Annotated in this window: 17 protein-coding genes; 14 read left to right on the top strand and 3 right to left on the bottom strand. The window is 58.3% G+C overall.

Annotated features, from left to right (window positions below; genetic code table 11):
- Positions 1-103 precede the first annotated feature (103 nt).
- A complete protein-coding gene (locus tag ACFFIY_RS07355; RefSeq protein WP_354198969.1) occupies positions 104-880 on the bottom strand; it encodes an enoyl-CoA hydratase-related protein in 777 nt (258 codons plus the stop codon).
- 168 nt (positions 881-1,048) lie between these two features.
- Between ACFFIY_RS07355 and ACFFIY_RS07350 the strand changes: the two genes are divergently transcribed.
- Positions 1,049-1,420 (top strand): YhjD family protein, encoded by a 372-nt coding sequence (locus ACFFIY_RS07350; protein WP_354198971.1) that lies wholly within the window; start codon positions 1,049-1,051, stop codon positions 1,418-1,420.
- Between the two features lie 2 nt (positions 1,421-1,422).
- On the opposite strand, the gene ACFFIY_RS07345 is transcribed toward ACFFIY_RS07350, so the two are convergent.
- Positions 1,423-1,935 carry a competence protein ComK gene (locus ACFFIY_RS07345; RefSeq protein WP_354198973.1) on the bottom strand — a complete coding sequence of 171 codons (513 nt, stop codon included), beginning with the start codon at positions 1,933-1,935 and terminating at the stop codon, positions 1,423-1,425.
- Positions 1,936-2,110: 175 nt separating this feature from the next.
- Between ACFFIY_RS07345 and ACFFIY_RS07340 the strand changes: the two genes are divergently transcribed.
- The 4 genes from ACFFIY_RS07340 to ACFFIY_RS07325 all read left to right on the top strand — a co-directional run bounded on the left by ACFFIY_RS07340 (position 2,111) and on the right by ACFFIY_RS07325 (position 8,922).
- Positions 2,111-2,356 carry an IDEAL domain-containing protein gene (locus ACFFIY_RS07340; RefSeq protein ID WP_354198975.1) on the top strand — a complete coding sequence of 82 codons (246 nt, stop codon included), beginning with the start codon at positions 2,111-2,113 and terminating at the stop codon, positions 2,354-2,356.
- A gap of 398 nt (positions 2,357-2,754) precedes the next feature.
- Positions 2,755-4,737, top strand: coding sequence for an excinuclease ABC subunit UvrB (uvrB, locus tag ACFFIY_RS07335; protein WP_354199025.1), 1,983 nt, complete (start codon positions 2,755-2,757; stop codon positions 4,735-4,737).
- 7 nt (positions 4,738-4,744) lie between these two features.
- Entirely contained in the window at positions 4,745-7,615 is a 2,871-nt protein-coding gene (gene uvrA / locus ACFFIY_RS07330; protein WP_354198977.1) for an excinuclease ABC subunit UvrA, read from the top strand.
- 101 nt (positions 7,616-7,716) lie between these two features.
- Positions 7,717-8,922: a DUF4097 family beta strand repeat-containing protein gene (locus tag ACFFIY_RS07325; protein ID WP_354198979.1), complete on the top strand. Its 1,206-nt coding sequence runs from the start codon at positions 7,717-7,719 to the stop codon at positions 8,920-8,922.
- A 630-nt stretch (positions 8,923-9,552) separates the two neighbouring features.
- On the opposite strand, the gene ACFFIY_RS07320 is transcribed toward ACFFIY_RS07325, so the two are convergent.
- Positions 9,553-10,104, bottom strand: a complete 552-nt coding sequence (locus ACFFIY_RS07320) for an N-acetylmuramoyl-L-alanine amidase family protein (RefSeq protein ID WP_354198981.1) — start codon at positions 10,102-10,104, stop codon at positions 9,553-9,555.
- Between the two features lie 148 nt (positions 10,105-10,252).
- Here ACFFIY_RS07320 and hprK point away from each other — a divergent pair, with 148 nt between their 5' ends.
- The 9 genes from hprK (at position 10,253) to rapZ (ending at position 19,190) form a co-directional block, all read left to right on the top strand.
- The gene (gene hprK / locus ACFFIY_RS07315) at positions 10,253-11,188 is read left to right on the top strand and encodes an HPr(Ser) kinase/phosphatase (RefSeq protein WP_354198983.1); all 936 of its coding nucleotides are present in this window, start codon (positions 10,253-10,255) and stop codon (positions 11,186-11,188) included.
- A gap of 52 nt (positions 11,189-11,240) precedes the next feature.
- A complete protein-coding gene (gene lgt / locus ACFFIY_RS07310; protein ID WP_354198985.1) occupies positions 11,241-12,050 on the top strand; it encodes a prolipoprotein diacylglyceryl transferase in 810 nt (269 codons plus the stop codon).
- Between the two features lie 144 nt (positions 12,051-12,194).
- Positions 12,195-13,142 (top strand): nucleoside recognition domain-containing protein, encoded by a 948-nt coding sequence (locus ACFFIY_RS07305; RefSeq protein ID WP_354198987.1) that lies wholly within the window; start codon positions 12,195-12,197, stop codon positions 13,140-13,142.
- The gene (gene ppaX / locus ACFFIY_RS07300; protein ID WP_354198989.1) at positions 13,132-13,791 is read left to right on the top strand and encodes a pyrophosphatase PpaX; all 660 of its coding nucleotides are present in this window, start codon (positions 13,132-13,134) and stop codon (positions 13,789-13,791) included. Before ACFFIY_RS07305 ends, ppaX begins: the two co-directional genes overlap by 11 nt.
- Complete coding sequence (locus ACFFIY_RS07295) at positions 13,788-14,321, top strand: acyltransferase (RefSeq protein ID WP_354198991.1); 534 nt, start codon at positions 13,788-13,790, stop codon at positions 14,319-14,321. The genes ppaX and ACFFIY_RS07295 overlap by 4 nt, the downstream gene beginning before the upstream one ends.
- 146 nt (positions 14,322-14,467) lie before the next feature.
- Positions 14,468-15,985 carry a tetratricopeptide repeat protein gene (locus ACFFIY_RS07290; protein WP_354198993.1) on the top strand — a complete coding sequence of 506 codons (1,518 nt, stop codon included), beginning with the start codon at positions 14,468-14,470 and terminating at the stop codon, positions 15,983-15,985.
- Between the two features lie 85 nt (positions 15,986-16,070).
- Complete coding sequence (gene trxB, locus ACFFIY_RS07285) at positions 16,071-17,021, top strand: thioredoxin-disulfide reductase (RefSeq protein WP_354198995.1); 951 nt, start codon at positions 16,071-16,073, stop codon at positions 17,019-17,021.
- A 793-nt stretch (positions 17,022-17,814) separates the two neighbouring features.
- Positions 17,815-18,297 carry an NUDIX hydrolase gene (locus ACFFIY_RS07280; RefSeq protein WP_354198997.1) on the top strand — a complete coding sequence of 161 codons (483 nt, stop codon included), beginning with the start codon at positions 17,815-17,817 and terminating at the stop codon, positions 18,295-18,297.
- Complete coding sequence (gene rapZ / locus ACFFIY_RS07275; protein WP_354198999.1) at positions 18,294-19,190, top strand: RNase adapter RapZ; 897 nt, start codon at positions 18,294-18,296, stop codon at positions 19,188-19,190. Before ACFFIY_RS07280 ends, rapZ begins: the two co-directional genes overlap by 4 nt.
- Positions 19,191-19,192 lie beyond the last annotated feature (2 nt).

Here is a 19,192-nt window from a genome sequence, read left to right as displayed (position 1 = left end):
ATGTTCAGGAAAAAGAAAAACTGTAGCCAAAGGAGCATTAGGCTCACTTTGTCTACAGTCTGACCGCCGGACGGCTTGTCCGGCGGTTTTTTTCTGTCTTGTTTTATTTCCCCTTGAACTCCGGTTTCCGCTTTTCGGCGAACGCATTCAGCGCCTCGATCCGGTCTCCGGTCGGGATCGTCACTTCATACGCTTTCCGCTCGATCGCGAGGCCGGTCTGAAGGTCGGCGTTCATCCCATTCTTCACGGCGAACTTCGCCTGCTGAAGGGCGATTGGCCCGTTGGCAAGGAGGCTGTCGGTGAATTCGCCGGCCGCCTCCCAAAGGCTGTCCGGGTCGGCGACTTTTGTGATGATGCCGTAGCCGTAAGCTTCTTCCGCTGTCATGCGCTTCGCGGTCAGGATGAGTTCGAGCGCCTTTGCCTCGCCGATGAGGCGCGGGAGCCGCTGCGTGCCGCCCGCGCCGGGGATGATGGCGAGTCCCGTCTCGGTGAGTCCCATCTTTGCTTCAGACGAAGCGATCCGGAAATCGCAGGCGAGTGCGAGTTCCATCCCGCCGCCGAATGCGAAGCCGTTGATCATGGCGATCGTCGGCTGCGGCAGCTTCTCGATCATCGTGAACACTTCGCCCATCTTGTACAGATTGCGCTTCACCTGTTCGTCGGTGAGCGTCTTCCGCTCTTTCAGGTCGGCGCCGACGCTGAAGGCGCGTCCGCTGCCGCCCGTGATGAGCACCACGCGGATGTCCGGATTGATGCGGACCGACTCGACCACCTGGCCGAGTTCTGACACCATGTCATAGTTGAAGGCGTTCATTGATGCCGGCCGGTGGAGCGTGATGATGCCGAGATGTCCCTTCTGTTCATAGCGAATCGTTTCCATGTAAAATTCCCCCTTATGAAATCCCCCGTTTCGTAAAACATACCATGACGCGCCAAAATTCGCCACCAGGCGGGAGAAAATGGCCATTGCATAGTTCCCGCCGGATGGGGTAAGATAGAAATACGAACAAACGTTCTTTTCTTCTGGAGAAAAGGAGGGAGGGGGACCATGCCGCTCATCCCGTCGGAGGCGCTGCCCCATTTTGAAAACCTGATTTACCTGCCGATGCTGCTCATCATCCTGGAACGCGACAAGAAGGCATTCGAAACAGGCCCGTTCAAGCTCAAGCGTCCGTACCTCGCCATGGTGGCGGAAGCCGAGAAGCTCGTGCAGAAGGACCTGAAGGAATCCCGCCTGTACATGCGCCGCCGTTCAATGAAGCTCATCAAAGGGGACCGGGACGACCTGTTCACGGAATATGTATTCATCCACGAGGGATACGAAGACCGCCGCCGCTACCTGAACGTCCGGCTGAGGAACCGGTCGGAAGAGCTGCTCGGCGTGTATCTGACGATGGGGGACCGGGCGATTTGTATGTAAAACTAGGTGTATTCGCGGTTGAATCCCGGGTGGCGCAGGAAGTACTGCATGCGGGAAAACTTTTTATCCAGCCGGCAGGAAAGCGCATATTGGCGGTTCATCGTCTGGATGGAAACGTCCGCACCGATGACCGTCCCGTTTTCCAAACGGATTTCACAGCTGGCGGAATCTCCCCAGTAATCATCAATGCCATGCAGGGCAATCCAAATATTCGCTTCGGACTGCGGAGAAAGCGTCGGCATGAGAATGCAGGGCATGCCGAGGTCCTGGACGATGAGGACCGGAACTTTATGATGGTTTCCGATCAGCCGGCTGGACGTCTGGACCGCCTGGCGCAAAGTGGTGCCGTACAATTCGCAGGATTGCTTAAGGTTGTACAAAGGCCTTCTTTCAAGCAGGAACTGTTCTTTCTTTTCGGTCACAAGCGTATACGCCTTCCCGTCCATGAACATCGGTTCCAGCGCCAATGTATCGAAGGTGATGTAATACGGAGATGTCAATTTTTTGATTTCCATGCCCGCTCCTCCTACAAAGTAATCATATATCCTATTGTAGTTGATATTGGAAATAAGACAAGACTTTATTCTTATTCTTTTAAATAAACAATGAATAAGGAAATTTCTAAAAACAGGGTTGCATCCACCCTCCTTCAGCATATATAATAGGAAAAAGAGCCAGGTGGTGAAGGGAATGGAGCAATATTATTCATACGCAGAGTTTTTGAAGGCAGTCGGCAAAGGTCGCGCAAGCCAGGGGGAGCAGCTGCTCAATGACATTTACATGGATCTGTTCCTCAAGCATGTGCATCGTGAACAGATGAGGGATCGCCTGATTGCGCTGATTGACGACGCGCTTGACCGGAAAGACAAAAAGGGCTTCCTCGACTACACCGCTCAATTGAAGACCCTCGATGACGACGACGTCACGAAGGATTGATGACACGACAGACTTATTGGAGGAACGACTCTTGAAGCCAATCGACGACCCGGAACCGTCCGCGTCAGGGGATTCATTGCCCTGGGAGCGGGCGGTTTTGCGTTCGCTTTTTTTCTGCCGGGGTTCCCTCCTGATCAACCGAGAGACCAATCACGGGCCTAACTTGCGCCACTCGGAGCCGAACTTGCGCCACTCGAGGCCGAACTTGCGCCACTCGGAGTCAAACTCGCGCCACTCGCACCCCCGCTGCACACATCCCGGGCTCCGCACTCAAAATTCCCCTTGCAATTCCCGCTGTTCCCGTCATTAAAACACCTGTTCGCTTTTTGTTCGTGAAAAGGAAGGGAATATGGTAGGATAGTGACACAATGAACGTGAAAACCGGAAGGGGTCAGACCATGGTCGAGAAATTTGATTTGCAGGCGCCGTATACGCCTCAGGGCGATCAGCCGAAGGCGATTGAGAAGCTGGTCGGCGGCCTGAAGGCAGGGCGGAAACACCAGACGCTGCTCGGGGCGACCGGGACGGGGAAGACGTTCACGGTGTCGAACGTCCTCACCGAAGTGAACAAGCCGACGCTCGTCATGGCGCACAACAAGACGCTCGCCGGCCAGCTTTACAGTGAGTTTAAAGAGTTCTTTCCTAATAATGCGGTCGAGTACTTCGTCAGCTTCTATGATTATTACCAGCCGGAGGCGTATGTGCCCCAGACCGATACCTTCATCGAAAAAGACGCGAGCATCAACGACGAAATTGATAAACTGCGCCACGCCGCCACGTCGGCTTTGTTTGAACGCAATGACGTGCTCATCGTGGCGTCGGTGTCGTGCATCTACGGTCTCGGTAACCCGTCGGAGTACGGGGATATGCTCGTTTCGCTTCGGACAGGCATGGAGATCAGCCGAAACGACCTGCTTCGGCGGTTTGTGGACATCCAGTACACGAGAAACGATATGAACTTCACGCGCGGGACGTTCCGCGTGAGGGGGGATGTCGTCGAGATCATTCCGGCTTCGCGCGACGAGCGCTGCATCCGGATCGAGTTTTTCGGGGATGAGATCGACCGGCTGCGTGAAGTCGATGCGCTGACCGGCGAGATCTACGGCGACCGGGACCACGTCGCCATCTTCCCGGCTTCCCACTTTGTCGCCCGCGAAGAGCGGATGGTGAAGGCGATCGCGAACATCGAGGTCGAGCTGGAAGAAAGGCTGAAGGTGCTTCGTGCAGATGACAAGCTGCTGGAGGCCCAGCGGCTGGAGCAGCGGACGCGCTATGACATCGAGATGATGAAAGAGATGGGCTTTTGTTCGGGGATCGAGAACTACTCGCGCCACCTGAACCTGAAGCCGCCGGGTGCGACGCCGTACACGCTGTTTGACTATTTCCCGGATGATTTCCTGCTCGTCATCGATGAAAGCCACGTGACGCTTCCGCAGATCCGCGGCATGTTCAACGGGGACCAGGCGCGAAAGCAGGTGCTCGTCGACCACGGGTTCCGCCTGCCGTCCGCGCTGGACAACCGTCCGCTCCGCTTCGAGGAATTCGAGAATCGCGTCCATGAGGCGATCTACGTCTCGGCGACGCCGGGCCCCTATGAACTCGAGCATTCTCCTGAAATGGTCGAGCAGATCATCCGGCCGACGGGACTGCTCGATCCGGAAATCGACGTGCGGCCGATCGAGGGACAAATCGATGACCTCATCGACGAAATCCAGGAGCGGATCCGCAAAAACGAGCGGGTCCTCGTCACGACCTTGACGAAGAAAATGTCTGAAGACCTGACCGACTACCTGAAGGAAGCGGGTATCAAGGTCACGTACCTCCACTCGGAGATCAAGACGCTTGAGCGGACGGAAATCATCCGCGAGCTGCGGCTCGGCACGTACGACGTCATTGTCGGGATCAACCTGCTGCGGGAGGGACTCGACATTCCGGAAGTGTCGCTCGTCACCATTCTTGACGCGGACAAGGAAGGGTTCCTACGTTCCGAGCGTTCGCTCATCCAGACGATCGGCCGCGCCGCGCGGAATGCGAACGGCAAGGTCATCATGTATGCAGACCGGATGACCGACTCGATGCGCGCGGCGATCGACGAGACGAAGCGGCGCCGTGCAAAACAGATGGAGTACAACGAAAAGCACGGCATCACGCCGACCACGATCAAAAAACAGATCCGTGACTCGATCCGTGCGACGCACGAAACCGGGGAAACGGTCACGTATGTGGAGAAAGTGACAAAAGGCAAGAAGCTGACCAAGGAAGAAAAGGGCAGCCTTCTCGCTTCACTCGAGAAAGAAATGAAAGACGCGGCAAAGGCGCTCGACTTCGAACGGGCCGCCCAGCTGCGCGATACGATATTGGAACTGAAAGCAGAGGGGTGACATTCGGATGAAAAACCAGGAAATCGTTGTTCAGGGGGCGCGTGCGCACAACTTGAAGGACATCAGTGTGACGATTCCCCGTGACCAGCTCGTCGTCATGACGGGGCTGTCCGGTTCCGGGAAGTCCTCGCTTGCGTTTGACACTATCTACGCCGAAGGCCAGCGCCGGTACGTTGAATCGCTGTCCGCGTACGCCCGCCAGTTCCTCGGCCAGATGGACAAGCCGGACGTGGATGCGATCGAAGGGCTGTCTCCGGCGATCTCGATCGACCAGAAGACGACGAGCCGCAACCCGCGGTCGACGGTCGGCACCGTGACGGAGATCTACGACTACCTCCGTCTTTTGTATGCGCGCGTCGGCAAGCCGGTCTGCCCGAACCACGGGATCGAAATCTCTTCCCAGACCGTCGAGCAGATGGTGGACCGCATCATGGAACTGCCGGAGCGCACGCGGCTGCAGATTCTCGCGCCGGTCATCTCCGGGCGGAAAGGGACGCACGCCAAGCTGTTTGAGGACATCAAAAAACAGGGCTACGTCCGTGTGCGCGTCGACGGGGAGCTGTATGACCTGGACGACAACATCGACTTGAACAAAAACAAGAAGCACGACATCGAAGTCGTCATCGACCGGATTGTCGTCAAGGATGACGTCGGCGCCCGGCTGGCCGATTCGCTTGAAACAGCGGCTTCGCTTGCCGGCGGCCGTGCGCTCATCGACGTGATCGGCGGGGAAGAACTGCTTTACAGCGAGCACCATTCATGCCCGGTGTGCGGCTTTTCGATCGGCGAACTGGAACCGCGGATGTTTTCATTCAACAGCCCGTTCGGCGCGTGCCCGGAATGTGACGGCCTCGGCGTGAAGCTGGAAGTCGACCCGGACCTCGTCGTGCCGGATAAATCCAGGACGCTCGCAGAGCATGCGGTCGCCCCGTGGGAACCGACGAGTTCCCAGTACTATCCGGAGCTGCTGAAGACAGTGGCAAAGCATTACGGAATTCCGATGGACGTGCCGGTGAGCGAGCTCACCGACGCCCAGATGGACAAGATCCTCAACGGCTCGGGCAATGACAAGATCCGTTTCCGCTACACGAATGAATTCGGCGTCACGCGCGACAATCATATTCATTTTGAAGGGGTGCTCCGCAACGTCGAGCGACGCTACCGGGAGACCACGTCGGACTATGTGCGCGAACAGATGGAGAAATATATGGCCGAGCGCCCGTGCCCGGCCTGCCACGGCTACCGGCTGAAGGAAGAATCCCTCGCCGTCAAAGTGGCCGGACTGCACATCGCCCAGGTGACGGCGTTTTCCATCACGGATGCGATGGAGTTTTTCAGCACGCTCAAGCTTTCCGAGAAAGACGAGGCGATCGCCCGGCTCATTCTGCGGGAGATCAATGAGCGGCTCGGCTTCCTGATCAACGTCGGGCTTGATTATCTGACGCTGTCCCGGGCGGCGGGCACGCTGTCCGGAGGGGAGGCGCAGCGCATCCGGCTGGCCACGCAGATCGGCTCCCGGCTGTCGGGTGTTTTGTATATCCTGGACGAGCCGTCGATCGGGCTGCACCAGCGGGACAATGACCGGCTTATCGGCACGCTCAAGAACATGCGGGACCTCGGCAACACGCTCATCGTCGTGGAGCATGATGAAGACACGATGCTTGCGGCCGACCACCTGATCGACATCGGCCCGGGCGCCGGGCTCAACGGCGGGGAGATTGTCTCGCAGGGCACCCCCGAGGAAGTGATGAACGATCCGGATTCTCTCACCGGCGATTACCTCAGCGGCCGGAAGTTCATTCCCGTGCCGACGGAGCGGCGGCCGTCCGACGGCCGGTTCATCCGCATCCAGGGGGCGTCCGAGAACAACCTGAAGAGCGTGGATGCGGAATTCCCGCTCGGCGAGTTCATCGCGGTGACCGGTGTGTCGGGCTCCGGGAAATCCACGCTCGTGAACGAAGTGCTTTACAAGGCGCTCGCCCAGAAACTGAGCCGCGCGAAAGCGAAGCCGGGTGCGTTCGGCAACATCACGGGCATCGAGGAGCTCGAGAAAGTCATCGACATCGACCAGTCCCCGATCGGCCGCACCCCGCGGTCGAACCCGGCGACCTATACCGGCGTGTTCGATGACATCCGGGACGTGTTCGCCTCGACGAATGAAGCGAAGATCCGCGGCTACAAAAAAGGACGGTTCAGCTTCAACGTGAAAGGCGGCCGCTGTGAGGCTTGCCGCGGCGACGGCATCATCAAAATCGAGATGCATTTCCTGCCGGATGTGTACGTGCCGTGCGAAGTGTGCCACGGCCGGCGATACAACCGGGAGACCCTGGAAGTGCGCTATAAAGGGAAAAACATCGCCGATGTGCTCGACATGACCGTCGACGATGCACTGGTCTTCTTTGAAAATATCCCGAAAATCGCGCGCAAGCTGCAGACGATCGCCGACGTCGGGCTCGGCTACGTGAAGCTCGGCCAACCGGCGACAACGCTGTCCGGCGGGGAGGCGCAGCGCGTGAAGCTGGCCTCTGAACTGCACCGGCGGTCAAACGGCAAAACGTTCTATATTCTCGATGAACCGACGACGGGGCTGCACGCGCATGATATTTCGAAGCTGCTCGTCGTGCTTCAGCGTCTTGTCGAGGGCGGCAACACCGTACTCGTCATCGAGCATAACCTGGATGTCATCAAAACCGTCGACCATATCGTCGATCTAGGTCCGGAGGGCGGAGAGCGCGGCGGCCAGATTATCGCGTCCGGCACGCCGGAAGAAGTGGCGGAGAGCCGGGTGTCTTATACGGGCCGCTACCTGAAGCCGATTCTTGAGCGGGACCGGGAGCGGACCGACGCCCTCATCGCGGAGGCGGAGAGTGGCAGGTGAAGCCGAAGTTGGCGCCGGATGAAACTTTTTGAGATCTTCAAGCGTATTAACACTATCAACGGATGGCGGCCTTGCCGCTGCCGAAGGAGGTATACGAACAGATGAAAGACGAGAAAAGCCGGATTCTGGACATGCTGGAACAAGGAACGATCAGTGCCGACGAGGCGCTGCGTCTTTTGGAGAAGTTCGAGGACAACCAGGAGGCCGTGAAGGACAGCCATCCGCAGCTGAATGAGGAAAAACCGGCAGGGGGCAATGCCGAGGAGCCGGACAATGTGCGCGGAGACTTTGGTGAAGGATCCGGGGCGGACGAAGAGCCGGACCGTGAAGGACGGACAGGCCGTCCTTCGTCGATGGATGAATTCCTGGAAGATGTCCGCCGTGACTTCACCGTGTTCGGCAGCCGCTTCATGGAATTCATGCAGACGGCGGTTGATAAAGTGAAGACATTCGACATTGAAAAGCCGTTCGGCGAGCCGGTGACCTTCAGCCAAACGTACACGAAAAGCGCCGAAGGCATCGATGAAATCGTCGCCGACCTGTCTCTTGGAAGCCTGGAGCTCCGGGTGTCCGAAAATGAAGAATTTCGTGCAGAGTGCGACGTGAAGGCGTACCGGGCGGACGATGAGGAAGAAGCGAAGACAGAATTCCTTGAGCGCTTCCTGTTCGTGACGGACAGCGGCAAGCTCCGGATTTCAAGCGACCGGAAAATGACCCAGGTGAACATCGTCCTCCACGTTCCCAAAGAACAGTACCGCCGGCTATCGGTCCGCCTGCTGAGCGGGGCATTCCGTTCGGACGATGAACTCACCGTGGACCAAATCCGCGTCCGTGCCGCGAACGGCAAAATCGAAGCAGCCGGCCTCCATTTCAAGGAAGCGGAATTCGAGACGGCAAACGGCACGATCCGCGTGCGGGATGCCCACGGCGAGAAGATCGAAGCGGAAACGATGAACGGCAAGATCGACATCGACGGCATGCTCAAGGATATTGAAGCCCGCTCCGTGAACGGCCATGTCGTCGTCACAACACGCGACTCGGAAGCGTTCAAGATCGAAGCGGGCGCCGTATCCGGAGCCGTTGAAATTTATGTGCCGCAGGATGCGGGCCTGAACGGTGAAGCCCTGTCCAGCCTCGGCCGCGTCGACGTCCGTCTCCAGGATGTCGACCGCTCTCAGGAACAGGAGCAGTTCCTTCAAAAAGCCGTCCGCTTCACGAAAGAAGGCGGCAACCCGGACCTTCCTCCGCTCTCCGTTAAAGGCGAGGCGAAAACCGGAACCGTAATTGTCGGGTATATCGGAAAGTGATGAACATGGAAAAGACCGGTGCGGCTGGAATGAAACCAGCTGCACCGGTCTTTTTGATTGGGGCGGATGAGGTGACATCAGAAATGGTGAGTTGGCGGGGCGAGTCGTACAGATCGACTTTCGATTGTGTCCATAGTACTGTGTAAACTCCATCAGTCGAAGAAACCCGCTCGCTTTCCGCGGGCGTTGCCTCAGCCTCCTCGAGCTCCGCTCTGCGGGGTCTTCGACTAACGCTGTTCCCGCAGGTGTCTCGCGGGTTTCCCCTCCTTCTGAGTGGAATTTACACAGAGGCCTGGACACTATCCGATTTTCCTCCGGGCGAGTCGTACGGAACCCGCTCCGAGTCGTACGGAATCCGGCTTGAACCGTACGGATCCGGCGCTGAGTCGTACGGATCGACATTCCTCCGGGCGAGCCGTACGGAACCCGCTCCGAGTCGTACGGATCCCGGCTTGAACCGTACGGATCCGGCGCTGAGTCGTACGGATCAACTTCCCACCGGGCGAGTCGTGCGGAATCCGCCCCGAGTCGTACGGATCCCGGCTTGAACCGTACGGATCCGGCCCCGAGTCGTACGGATCGCCTTGCCTCCGGGTGAACCGTCCGACTTGCTTCCCGCTCATTTCAAAGTCACCGGCCGTAATACCAGTTCACGACGGCGAAGGCGATCGCCCTTGCGCATTGGCGTCGGTAGCGGTCGCTCTTTAAAAGGGCGGCTTCCGCCTTGTTCGTCATGAAGCCGCATTCGAGCAGGACGGCGGGCATGCGCGTTTCGCGGACGACGGCGAAGTTGGCCCGTTTGACGCCGCGGTTTTTGCGGCCGCAGGCGGAGACGAGCGCCCCCTGCATGTGGCCGGCGAGGATTTCCGACTGTTTCTGCGCCTGGGGGTAAATATACGTTTCGATGCCCGCGGCGTCATTCCAGCCATTGCCGTAGGCGTTGGCGTGGATGGAAATGAATGCATCGGCGCCCCAACTGTTCGCTTTTCTTGCCCGCTCCGAAAGGGGCACGTCGCGGCCGGCTTCGTGGGCGAATCGGACGGTGATGCCTTCTTTTTGGAGCAGGTCTGCGGCAAATCCGGCGACGGCCGAGTTGAACGTGAATTCGAGCATCGAGCCGTCGGGCGTGCGTTTTCCGGGCGTGGCGGGCCCGTGCCCGGCATCCAGCATGATCTTCTTCATTAATACAACACCTCCGCTTTCTACATAGCCTTTTGCAGGCGTTTGGATACCCGGATGTCCGAAGCAGCAAAAACCGCTGTCCATTGCCCGAATCTTTGTTAGAATAGAGGGCGTGGCAACAGTCCGGTTTGGAAGGGGGAGACAGCCGATGGATCACGTAACGGCGAAAGATGTCATGGAGCGGTTTGGCCTGGAACTGGTCGCGGGAAGAGAAGGGCTCGGCCGGCATATCGCGACGAGCGATATTTCGCGTCCGGGGCTGGAGGTGGCGGGCTTTTTCGACCACTATCCGGCAAGCCGCGTCCAATTGCTTGGCATGAGCGAGATCTCGTTTTTCTCCATGCTGCCGCGGCTCGACAAAATGGAACGGGCGCGCAGGCTCTGTTCACCGGATACGCCGATGATTGCGGTCTGCCATGACATGAGAATCCCGCCCGAGCTCATCCATGCGGCGGAAGAGACGCAGGTTCCGCTCCTGACGTCGAAGTTCACGACGACGAAGCTCTCGAGCAAGCTGACGGATTTCCTTGAAAACCGGCTGGCGCCGATGACCGCGGTCCACGGCGTGCTGCTCGACATTTATGGGCTCGGCGTCCTCATCACAGGCAAGAGCGGCATCGGCAAAAGCGAAGTCGCCCTCGACCTCGTAAAGCGCGGACACCGCCTCGTCGCGGACGACTGCGTGGAAATCCGGCAAGTGGCGGAAGACACGCTTGTCGGCAACGCGCCCGATCTGCTCCAGCACCTGCTCGAAATCCGGGGGCTCGGCATCATCGACGTCCGCATGCTCTTCGGCGCAAGCGCCATCCGCAACTACAAACGGATCACGCTCATCATCGACCTTGAGAACTGGGACCCGCAACGATCATACGACCGGCTCGGGCTCGAGGAAGAAAAGCAGCGGATCCTCGACACGGAGCTGACCCGTTTGACCGTCCCGGTCCGGCCGGGACGCAACATGTCCTCGATTGTGGAAGTGGCGGCGATGAACCACCGGATGAAAGCAATGGGCATGAATGCCGCCGAGAAGTTTTCGGAGCGGCTCAATGATATGATCGGCAAGGAGCAGGATCCGCTGGCCTAAAATGGCGCAGACTGCCGGCTTGCCGAATTGTTAGGGAAGAAGGGAAACCGACATGCCATTTTCTTTAGCGGCGATCGACCCGGTCGCCTTTTCTCTCGGTCCGATCAGTGTGCGCTGGTACGGCATCCTGATCGCGACCGGCATCATCCTCGCTTTTCTCGTTGTTCAGCGGGAAGCTGTGAAGCGGGGGCTGCATCCCGACTTCATGACCGACCTCCTCATCTGGGCAGTGCCGATTTCAATACTCGGCGCCCGGACGTATTATGTCCTGTTTGAATGGGAACTGTATGCAGACCATCCGTCGAGGATCTTCAAGATCTGGGAGGGCGGGCTCGCCATCCACGGGGCGCTCATCGCGGCGATCATCACGGCGGTGATCTTCACCCGCAAACGCGGCGTATCGTTCTGGAAAGTGGCGGACATCACGGCACCCGGACTGCTCATCGGGCAGATTCTCGGCCGATGGGGCAACTTCGTCAACCAGGAAGCGCACGGCGGCCCGGTGTCCCAGAAGTTCCTCGAAAACAACTTCATCCCCGACTGGATCATGAACCAGATGACGATCAAGGGAGTCACGTACCACCCGACCTTCCTCTATGAATCACTCTGGAATGTGGTCGGGCTTCTCATCATCCTGCTCGTCCTCCGGCGCATCAATCCGCGGCGGGGCAGCATTTTCCTGTTTTACCTCGCCTGGTATTCGGTCGGCCGGTTCTTCATCGAAGGCATGCGGACCGACAGCCTCATGTACTTCGGGCTGAAAGCCGCCCAGCTTGTCTCGATTGCGGCGGTCTTCCTGGCGATTGTCCTGTACGTCGTCAGGCGGTTCATCCTCAAAAAAGAGGCGCATTACGAAGATTAAGGCCACCCGGACGGACCGCAGCGGCCTGTCCGGGTTTTCTTTTTCCACTGATTTGCGGTGAGTCCCCGAGCCGCGCACCGTACGGGGGTTATTTCTAAAATATCGGTTGGCATCCGCTGCCGGTCAGAAAGTTGGAGAACACCTATGTCAACGGTTCGAAAAGGTTTGTCGGCCGGGCTCGGCACCACATGGACGCTCGGCAAGATCATTTTCCCGATTACGCTTCTCGTCGTCATCCTCCAGCACACGCCGGTTCTTCCGTGGGTGATCGGTCTCGTGGAGCCGCTCATGGGACTGTTCGGCCTGAGCGGGGAAGCGGCGATTCCGCTCGTGCTCGGGAATGCGCTGAATCTGTACGCGGGGATCGCAGGGATCCTTTCACTCGATCTGTCGGTGAAGGAAGTGTTCATCCTCGCCGTCATGCTTTCCTTTTCCCACAATTTGTTCATTGAATCTGGCGTGGCGATGAAAGTCGGGGTGAAACTGTGGGTGATCCTGGCCGTCCGGTTCGGGCTGGCGGGCGTCTCCGCGATGCTCATCAACCTGTTCTGGAACGGGGGATCGGAAATGGCGCGCTACGGGTTTGCCCCGGCGGAAGCCGCCGATCCGGCCGGCTGGGGCGGCGTGTTGCTGCTCGGTCTGGAAAAGGCCGGCTTCGGCGTGCTGCAGCTGGCGCTCATCGTCATCCCGCTCATGGTCGCCATCCAGTTTCTGAAGGACAGCGGCTGGATGCAGAAAATGTCCGCCCGGATGGGTCCGTTCACGAAGCTGATCGGCGTCCGGCCGAACGCAGCCATGACGCTCGTTGCCGGGCTGACGATCGGTCTTGCCTACGGGGCGGGCGTCATGATTCAGGCGGTGCAGGAAGACGGCGTCAGCCGCAAAGACGCGACGCTTGCGTTCATTTTCCTCGTGGCGTGCCACGCGGTCGTCGAGGATACGCTCATATTCGTGCCGCTTGGAATACCGGTCTGGCCGCTTCTCCTCATCCGGTTAATCACGGCGTTCGTGCTGACGATTGCCGTGGCGAGGGTCTGGAACCGTGCGGAACAGCCAAAACAGAAAGGGGCCGTGATCACACATGGCAGATAAAATCAATACGATCCTGTTCGACTTTGACGGGACGCTGCTTGATACGAATGAACTCATCATCCAGACATTCATGGCCGTCCTCGGCAAGCATTATCCCGGCCGATTTGACCGGGAAGACTGCCTGTCGTTCATCGGGCCGTCGCTCAAGGAAACGTTCGACTCGATCGACCCGGCCATGACGGAGCAGCTGGTTCGTGAATACCGAGAGTGGAACGCCGAGATGCACGATGAAATGGTGGCGGAATATCCGGCCGTGACCGAAACGTTGCGCCTTTTGAAGGCGAAGGGTCTCAAGCTGGCGGTCGTTTCGACGAAGCGCCGCGATGTGCTGGCCCGGGGAATGGCGCTCATGGGCGTGGAAGATGTCTTTGACTGTGTGATCGGCCTGGATGATGTGACCCGGCCGAAGCCGGATCCGGAGCCGCTTCAAAAAGCGATGGATCTGCTTGGTGCCGAACCTTCCCGCACGCTCATGGTCGGCGACAATTCTCACGATATCGAAGGCGGAAAAAACGCGGGCACCCGGACGGCCGGCGTCGCCTGGAGCGCGAAAGGCGAGGCGTTCCTCGCGAAGTTCGAACCCGATTACATGCTTCACGGCATGGGGGACCTGCTTGAAATTGTGGACAGCCAGGTGAAGGCAAGATGAGACGCACCGAGCGGCATCCGGCAAAGGGCGGGGCCAACTCGCTTTGGCACCTGTACCGGACGGTGCCGTTTCTGAAAGTCGCGAAAAACTTCGTCTTCATCCAGATCGGCCGGTACACGCCGTCCGTCTCGCTCAAGCGCCGGCTGTACAAGACATTTCTCGGCATGGAGCTCGGCGAACAGGTATCTTTTGCGCTCATGGCGATGCCGGACCTCATGTTCCCAGAGAGGATCCGGGTCGGGCGCAACTCGGTCATCGGTTACAATACGACGATCCTGGCCCATGAGTACCTCATCGACGAATACCGGGTCGGCGACGTCCGGATCGGCGAAGAAGTGCTGATCGGTGCCAACACGACCATCCTGCCCGGTGTGGAAATCGGCGACGGCGCAATCATCTCCGCCGCCTCGCTCGTCAACCGGGACATCCCGCCCGGCTGCTTTGCCGGGGGCAACCCGGTGAAGATCATCTACACGGCCGAAGAGATGGCCGAACGGAAACTGAAGGAAGGCGCCCCGCGGCCAGAGTGACGGGGCGCTTTTTGTGTGTCCGGGATGTTCCCTCGGGCGCTCCGATCAGAGCCCGTCCTTCGTTCCTGTGGTATAATGGTTAGCTGAAGCTTGAATCGAACATTACACGGTGCAAACGGCCGTTTTCATATCCGGAGGAATCCTTTTTGAAACATCAACCTCAACGAAACAACAATAAAAAAATCATCAACTTCATACCGACCGGCGAGTTTTATTACCAGAAGGCACTGCGGGCGCTGAAGCGCGATGAGATGGAGAAGGCCCACAAATTCCTCCGGCGCGCGGCCGACCTGAGCCCGGGGGATCCGGACATCCTGCTCCAGTATGCGATCCTCGAACTGGATCTCGGTCACTTTGAACATGCGCGTGACTTGCTCATGCTGGCATACGAATCCGGGCCGGACGAGCCGGAGATCGTCTTTTTCCTGTCGGAAGTCCATGCCCACCTCGGTTATCTGCGGGATGCGGTCAACTATGGCGAGCGCTACATCGAACTGGCACCGGACGGCCTGTACCGGGAAGATGCCGTTGACATCATCGAGTTTGCGGAAGCCGAGCTGAATGAGATGCCGGAGGATGAGGAAGGCGACGGGCGGCTTGACTATATTCTTGACCGCGGGCGACGGCTGATGGAAGGCGGCGATTTCCGGGAGGCGATCAACCTGCTTGAGGAAGCGATCGGGGAGAATCCCGACTTCTGGGCCGCCTACAACAATCTGGCACTCGCGTATTTTTACATCGGCGAGACCGAGCAGGCGGAGGCGCTGCTCAATGAAGTGCTGCGGGGCGACAACGGCAACCTTCATGCGCTCTGCAACTTTGCCGTGTTTTATTACTACAAGCAGGACGAGGAGGCGCTTGCGCGGATCACTTCCATCCTCCTGAAAATTCGTCCGTTCCTGATCGATCACCGCTATAAGCTCGGCGCCACCCTCGCGCTGATCGGCCGATACAAGGAAGCGTACAACTGGCTGCGTGGACTGCAGCGGATCGGGTTCGAGGGGGATCCGGGGTTCTTCTTCTGGCTGGCACATTCCGCTTCGATGAGCGGCGACATGAAAGTCGCGGAAGAAGCCTGGGCAAATCTTGTCGCGCTGGACCCGTCCAAGGAAGGAAAGGAGCCGTGGAATCAGGAGGAGATTTCCGAGACGCTGGAAAATGATCTTTCTTTCATCATCCCGCGCCTTTCCCAGTCCGAGGAGGAGGGGATTCGCCTGCTCGCCCTGTTCCTCATGGGCAAGTCGGCACTGCGCGATGAAATTCTCATCCATCCGGACTGGCCGGATGTCGAGTCGATGACCACGCCCGAAAAACTGTTTCTCGCAAACGGGCTCGGACACCGGCTGCCCGGCAACACGGCAGCGGAAGCGATGTACAACCGCGTGTTTGAAGCGACCGGCCTACTTGCGGAGCGGCTCGCACCATTGAAGGAAGAAGATGCGCCGCTGCTTGAAATGTGGTTCCTCATCTGCAGCCGGGCCATCGAGGACGGCTACCTGTTCCGCAACCCGCCGGCCATCGCGGCCGCGGCGGAATACATGTACCGCTCGTCCAAAAACCCGCGCACAACGAAGAAAGAGACGGCCGGCTCGTACGGGGTGTCGCCGAAGACGCTGACCAAGTATGTGGGCGACCTGTTCCCGTACCTTCCATTCCCTGAATAATAGGCAGAATAGTTGAAGCTCCGCGGGGAATCGAATAGCATGAAAACAGATATAACCGGAAGCAATGCTTAAGGAGGAACTACCCATGGCGGAAGAAAAGATTTTTGACGTAATCATCATCGGTGCGGGCCCGGCCGGCATGACGGCGGCCGTCTACACGAGCCGCGCGGATATGGACACGCTGATGCTCGAACGCGGCATCCCGGGCGGGCAGATGGCGAACACCGAAGAGATTGAAAACTATCCCGGCTTTGACAGCATTCTCGGACCGGATCTTTCAAACAAGATGTTCGAGCACGCGAAAAAGTTCGGGGCTGAATATGCATACGGAGATGTACAGGAAATCCGCGACGGCGAAGAATACAAGACGATCATCGCGGGCGGCAAAGAATACAAAACCCGTGCCATCATCATCACGACCGGTGCGGAGTACAAAAAAATGGGCATCCCGGGCGAAACCGAGCTCGGCGGCCGCGGCGTCAGCTACTGTGCGGTCTGTGACGGAGCATTTTTCCGCGGCAAGGAACTGGTGGTCGTCGGCGGCGGAGACTCCGCTGTTGAAGAAGGCGCCTACCTCACACGCTTTGCGGACAAAGTGACGATCGTCCACCGCCGCGATGAACTGCGTGCACAGAAGATCCTTCAAGAGCGGGCGTTCTCCAATCCGAAGATCGACTTTGTGTGGAACCACACCCTGAAGTCGATCAATGACAAAGACGGAAAAGTCGGAAGCGTCACAATGGTGTCGACGAAAGACGGCAGCGAGCAGGAATTCAAGACGGACGGCGTGTTCATCTACATCGGCATGCTTCCGCTCACCGCTCCGTTCAAGTCGCTCGGAATCACGGACGAGAACGGCTACATCACGACCGATACGGAAATGCACACGAACATTCCGGGCATCTTCGCGGCTGGCGACGTCCGGGCGAAAACCCTCCGACAAGTCGTGACGGCAACCGGCGACGGAAGCATCGCCGCTGAAACCGCCCAGAAGTACGTCGAGGAACTGAAGGAAAAAATCGGCGCCAAAGCGTGATTTAACCGTTTCTTAACGCGGCTGTAACAGCTTTGCAACATGGAACGTGTATAGTAAAGAGTGTAAATTGACCCCCCTTTATGATAGCAATACCTTTTGAAGCGGCTCCCGGCACCCCCGGGGCCGCCTTTTTTTGAGATTATAGGCTGGGAATAAAAACCTGTCCGACTCAACGCCGGATGCGTCCGGTTCGAGGGTTGATCCGTACGACTCAAGGCGGAATCCGTCCGACTCGTTGGATACGCCAAGATCAACAGGTGAGTCGTAATGATGTGGTGTTTCTCTTACGCCAATTGTCCCTAAGCGCTGACCTTTTCCTATATTGGAAGGAGAAGAAATCCGCGAGACGCCTGCGGGAATAGCATTAGTCGAAGGCCCCGCAGAGCGGAGCTCGAGGAGACTGAGACAATGCCCGCGGCAAGCGAGCGGATTTCTTCGACTGATGGATAGGGATAATCAATTGGGCATAAAGGGCAGCCCTTCGCTTTAGTTTCATCCAGCTCCGGGCGCCGGAGGCTCGGGGTCATAAGGCATCCTCCTCCGCGACGCAGGCTTCGCTGCGGAGGCTGCCTTATGCCTGTCGCCTCCAACCGGGCGCCCTCCGCTTTAGGTTCATCCAGCTCCGGGCGGCTGGGGCTCGGGGTCATAAGCTGATCTGCTCCGCACGGCAGGCCGCGCTGCGCAGATCCTCTTATGCCTGTCGCCCCAAAGCGCCGCCCTCCGCTTTAGTTTGTACCCCGGTTGTTTTGCATAGTATAATGGGGAACAGAATGTCTGGAATGGTGGGATGCCGATGCAACGGATTGCGAACCTGCTCGTTTTCAAAGACGACAAGGTGCTGCTCATGAAAAAGCCGAGGCGCGGGTGGTATGTGGCGCCCGGAGGAAAAATGGAGCCGGGCGAATCCGTCTACACGGCGGCCTGCCGGGAATTCGCCGAAGAAACGGGAGCCCTCCCGGAGGACGTTCATCTTAAAGGAGTCTATACCATGGTGATCCGCGACGATCAAGATGAACAGACTCTCGATGAATGGATGCTGTTCACGTTCGTCGCCCGGGGACTGTCCGGGGTTCCCATGGAAGAAAATCGGGAAGGCAAGCTGGAATGGCATGACGCAGCAGAGCTGGGGACGTTGCCGATGGCGGAAGGCGACCGCACGAATCTCATGTTCGCCGTCTCGTCTCCCGGCATCCAGTACGGCACATTCATCTACACACAGGATTTCAGGCTGATTCGGGAAGAGATCCAGCGATCAGAGGAAAGGATGGAACCATGACGCAAAAACAGATCGAGAACAAACAGGAGAAGATGGAGCTCGTCATCATCACCGGGATGTCCGGTGCGGGGAAGACGGTGGCCGTCCAAAGCTTCGAAGATCTCGGGTTTTATTGCATCGATAACCTTCCGCCGGAACTGCTGCCGACCTTCCTCAGCCTGCTTGGCGACTCGGACCGCAAGCTTCAGCGCGTGGCGGTCGTCATGGACATGCGGGGCCGCGAGTATTTTGATTCGCTCATCGGAACGCTGGACAATCTGGCCACACGCGAAAATCTGGACACGCGCATCCTTTTCCTGGACGCGGATGACGGGACGCTGGTGAAGCGGTATAAAGAAACCCGCCGCAAGCACCCGCTCTCCGGCAACGGGCTTGTCAGCGACGGGATCCGAAGGGAACGCGAAATGCTGTCCGAGCTCAAAGGCCGGGCCCGCTATATATTCAATACGACCCACATGCTGCCCCGCCAGCTGAGGGAAAAGATCGTCGGAAACTTCTCAACGGCGGGCAAGGGGACGTTCACCGTCAATGTCATGTCGTTCGGATACAAGCACGGCATTCCGATCGATGCGGACATCGTGCTGGACGTGCGTTTCCTGCCGAACCCGTACTATATCGAAGAACTCAAGCCGCTCACCGGACTGCAGTCCGAAGTTTCGGACTACGTGCTGAAATGGAGTGACACACAGGAACTGATCACCAAACTCGAGGATCTGTTCCGCTTTCTGATTCCGCGCTACAAGGAAGAGGGAAAGGCCCAGCTCGTCATCGCCTTCGGCTGCACGGGCGGACAACACCGCTCCGTCACGCTTGCCGAGTATTTTGCGGAACAGCTGAGCTCAGAATATAAAACGTCCGTTTCGCACAGGGATATCAATCATAGAAAGGGCTGATC

The sequence above is a fragment of the Bhargavaea ullalensis genome (genome assembly GCF_042432615.1).
Classification (GTDB): Bacteria; Bacillota; Bacilli; order Bacillales_A; family Planococcaceae; genus Bhargavaea; species Bhargavaea ullalensis.
This window is presented reverse-complemented; position numbering and strand designations above follow the sequence as displayed.

Bases quoted from the DNA above. Each gene is read 5' to 3' on its own strand.
- ACFFIY_RS07320 (WP_354198981.1), bottom strand. From the start codon at position 10,104: ATGAAGAAGATCATGCTGGATGCCGGGCACGGGCCCGCCACGCCCGGA.
- trxB (WP_354198995.1), top strand. From the start codon at position 16,071: ATGGCGGAAGAAAAGATTTTTGACGTAATCATCATCGGTGCGGGCCCG.
- rapZ (WP_354198999.1), top strand. From the start codon at position 18,294: ATGACGCAAAAACAGATCGAGAACAAACAGGAGAAGATGGAGCTCGTC.
- ACFFIY_RS07340 (WP_354198975.1), top strand. From the start codon at position 2,111: ATGGAGCAATATTATTCATACGCAGAGTTTTTGAAGGCAGTCGGCAAA.
- ppaX (WP_354198989.1), top strand. From the start codon at position 13,132: ATGGCAGATAAAATCAATACGATCCTGTTCGACTTTGACGGGACGCTG.
- ACFFIY_RS07280 (WP_354198997.1), top strand. From the start codon at position 17,815: ATGCAACGGATTGCGAACCTGCTCGTTTTCAAAGACGACAAGGTGCTG.
- ACFFIY_RS07305 (WP_354198987.1), top strand. From the start codon at position 12,195: ATGTCAACGGTTCGAAAAGGTTTGTCGGCCGGGCTCGGCACCACATGG.
- uvrB (WP_354199025.1), top strand. From the start codon at position 2,755: ATGGTCGAGAAATTTGATTTGCAGGCGCCGTATACGCCTCAGGGCGAT.
- ACFFIY_RS07295 (WP_354198991.1), top strand. From the start codon at position 13,788: ATGAGACGCACCGAGCGGCATCCGGCAAAGGGCGGGGCCAACTCGCTT.
- hprK (WP_354198983.1), top strand. From the start codon at position 10,253: ATGGATCACGTAACGGCGAAAGATGTCATGGAGCGGTTTGGCCTGGAA.
- uvrA (WP_354198977.1), top strand. From the start codon at position 4,745: ATGAAAAACCAGGAAATCGTTGTTCAGGGGGCGCGTGCGCACAACTTG.
- ACFFIY_RS07345 (WP_354198973.1), bottom strand. From the start codon at position 1,935: ATGGAAATCAAAAAATTGACATCTCCGTATTACATCACCTTCGATACA.
- ACFFIY_RS07350 (WP_354198971.1), top strand. From the start codon at position 1,049: ATGCCGCTCATCCCGTCGGAGGCGCTGCCCCATTTTGAAAACCTGATT.
- ACFFIY_RS07355 (WP_354198969.1), bottom strand. From the start codon at position 880: ATGGAAACGATTCGCTATGAACAGAAGGGACATCTCGGCATCATCACG.
- ACFFIY_RS07325 (WP_354198979.1), top strand. From the start codon at position 7,717: ATGAAAGACGAGAAAAGCCGGATTCTGGACATGCTGGAACAAGGAACG.
- lgt (WP_354198985.1), top strand. From the start codon at position 11,241: ATGCCATTTTCTTTAGCGGCGATCGACCCGGTCGCCTTTTCTCTCGGT.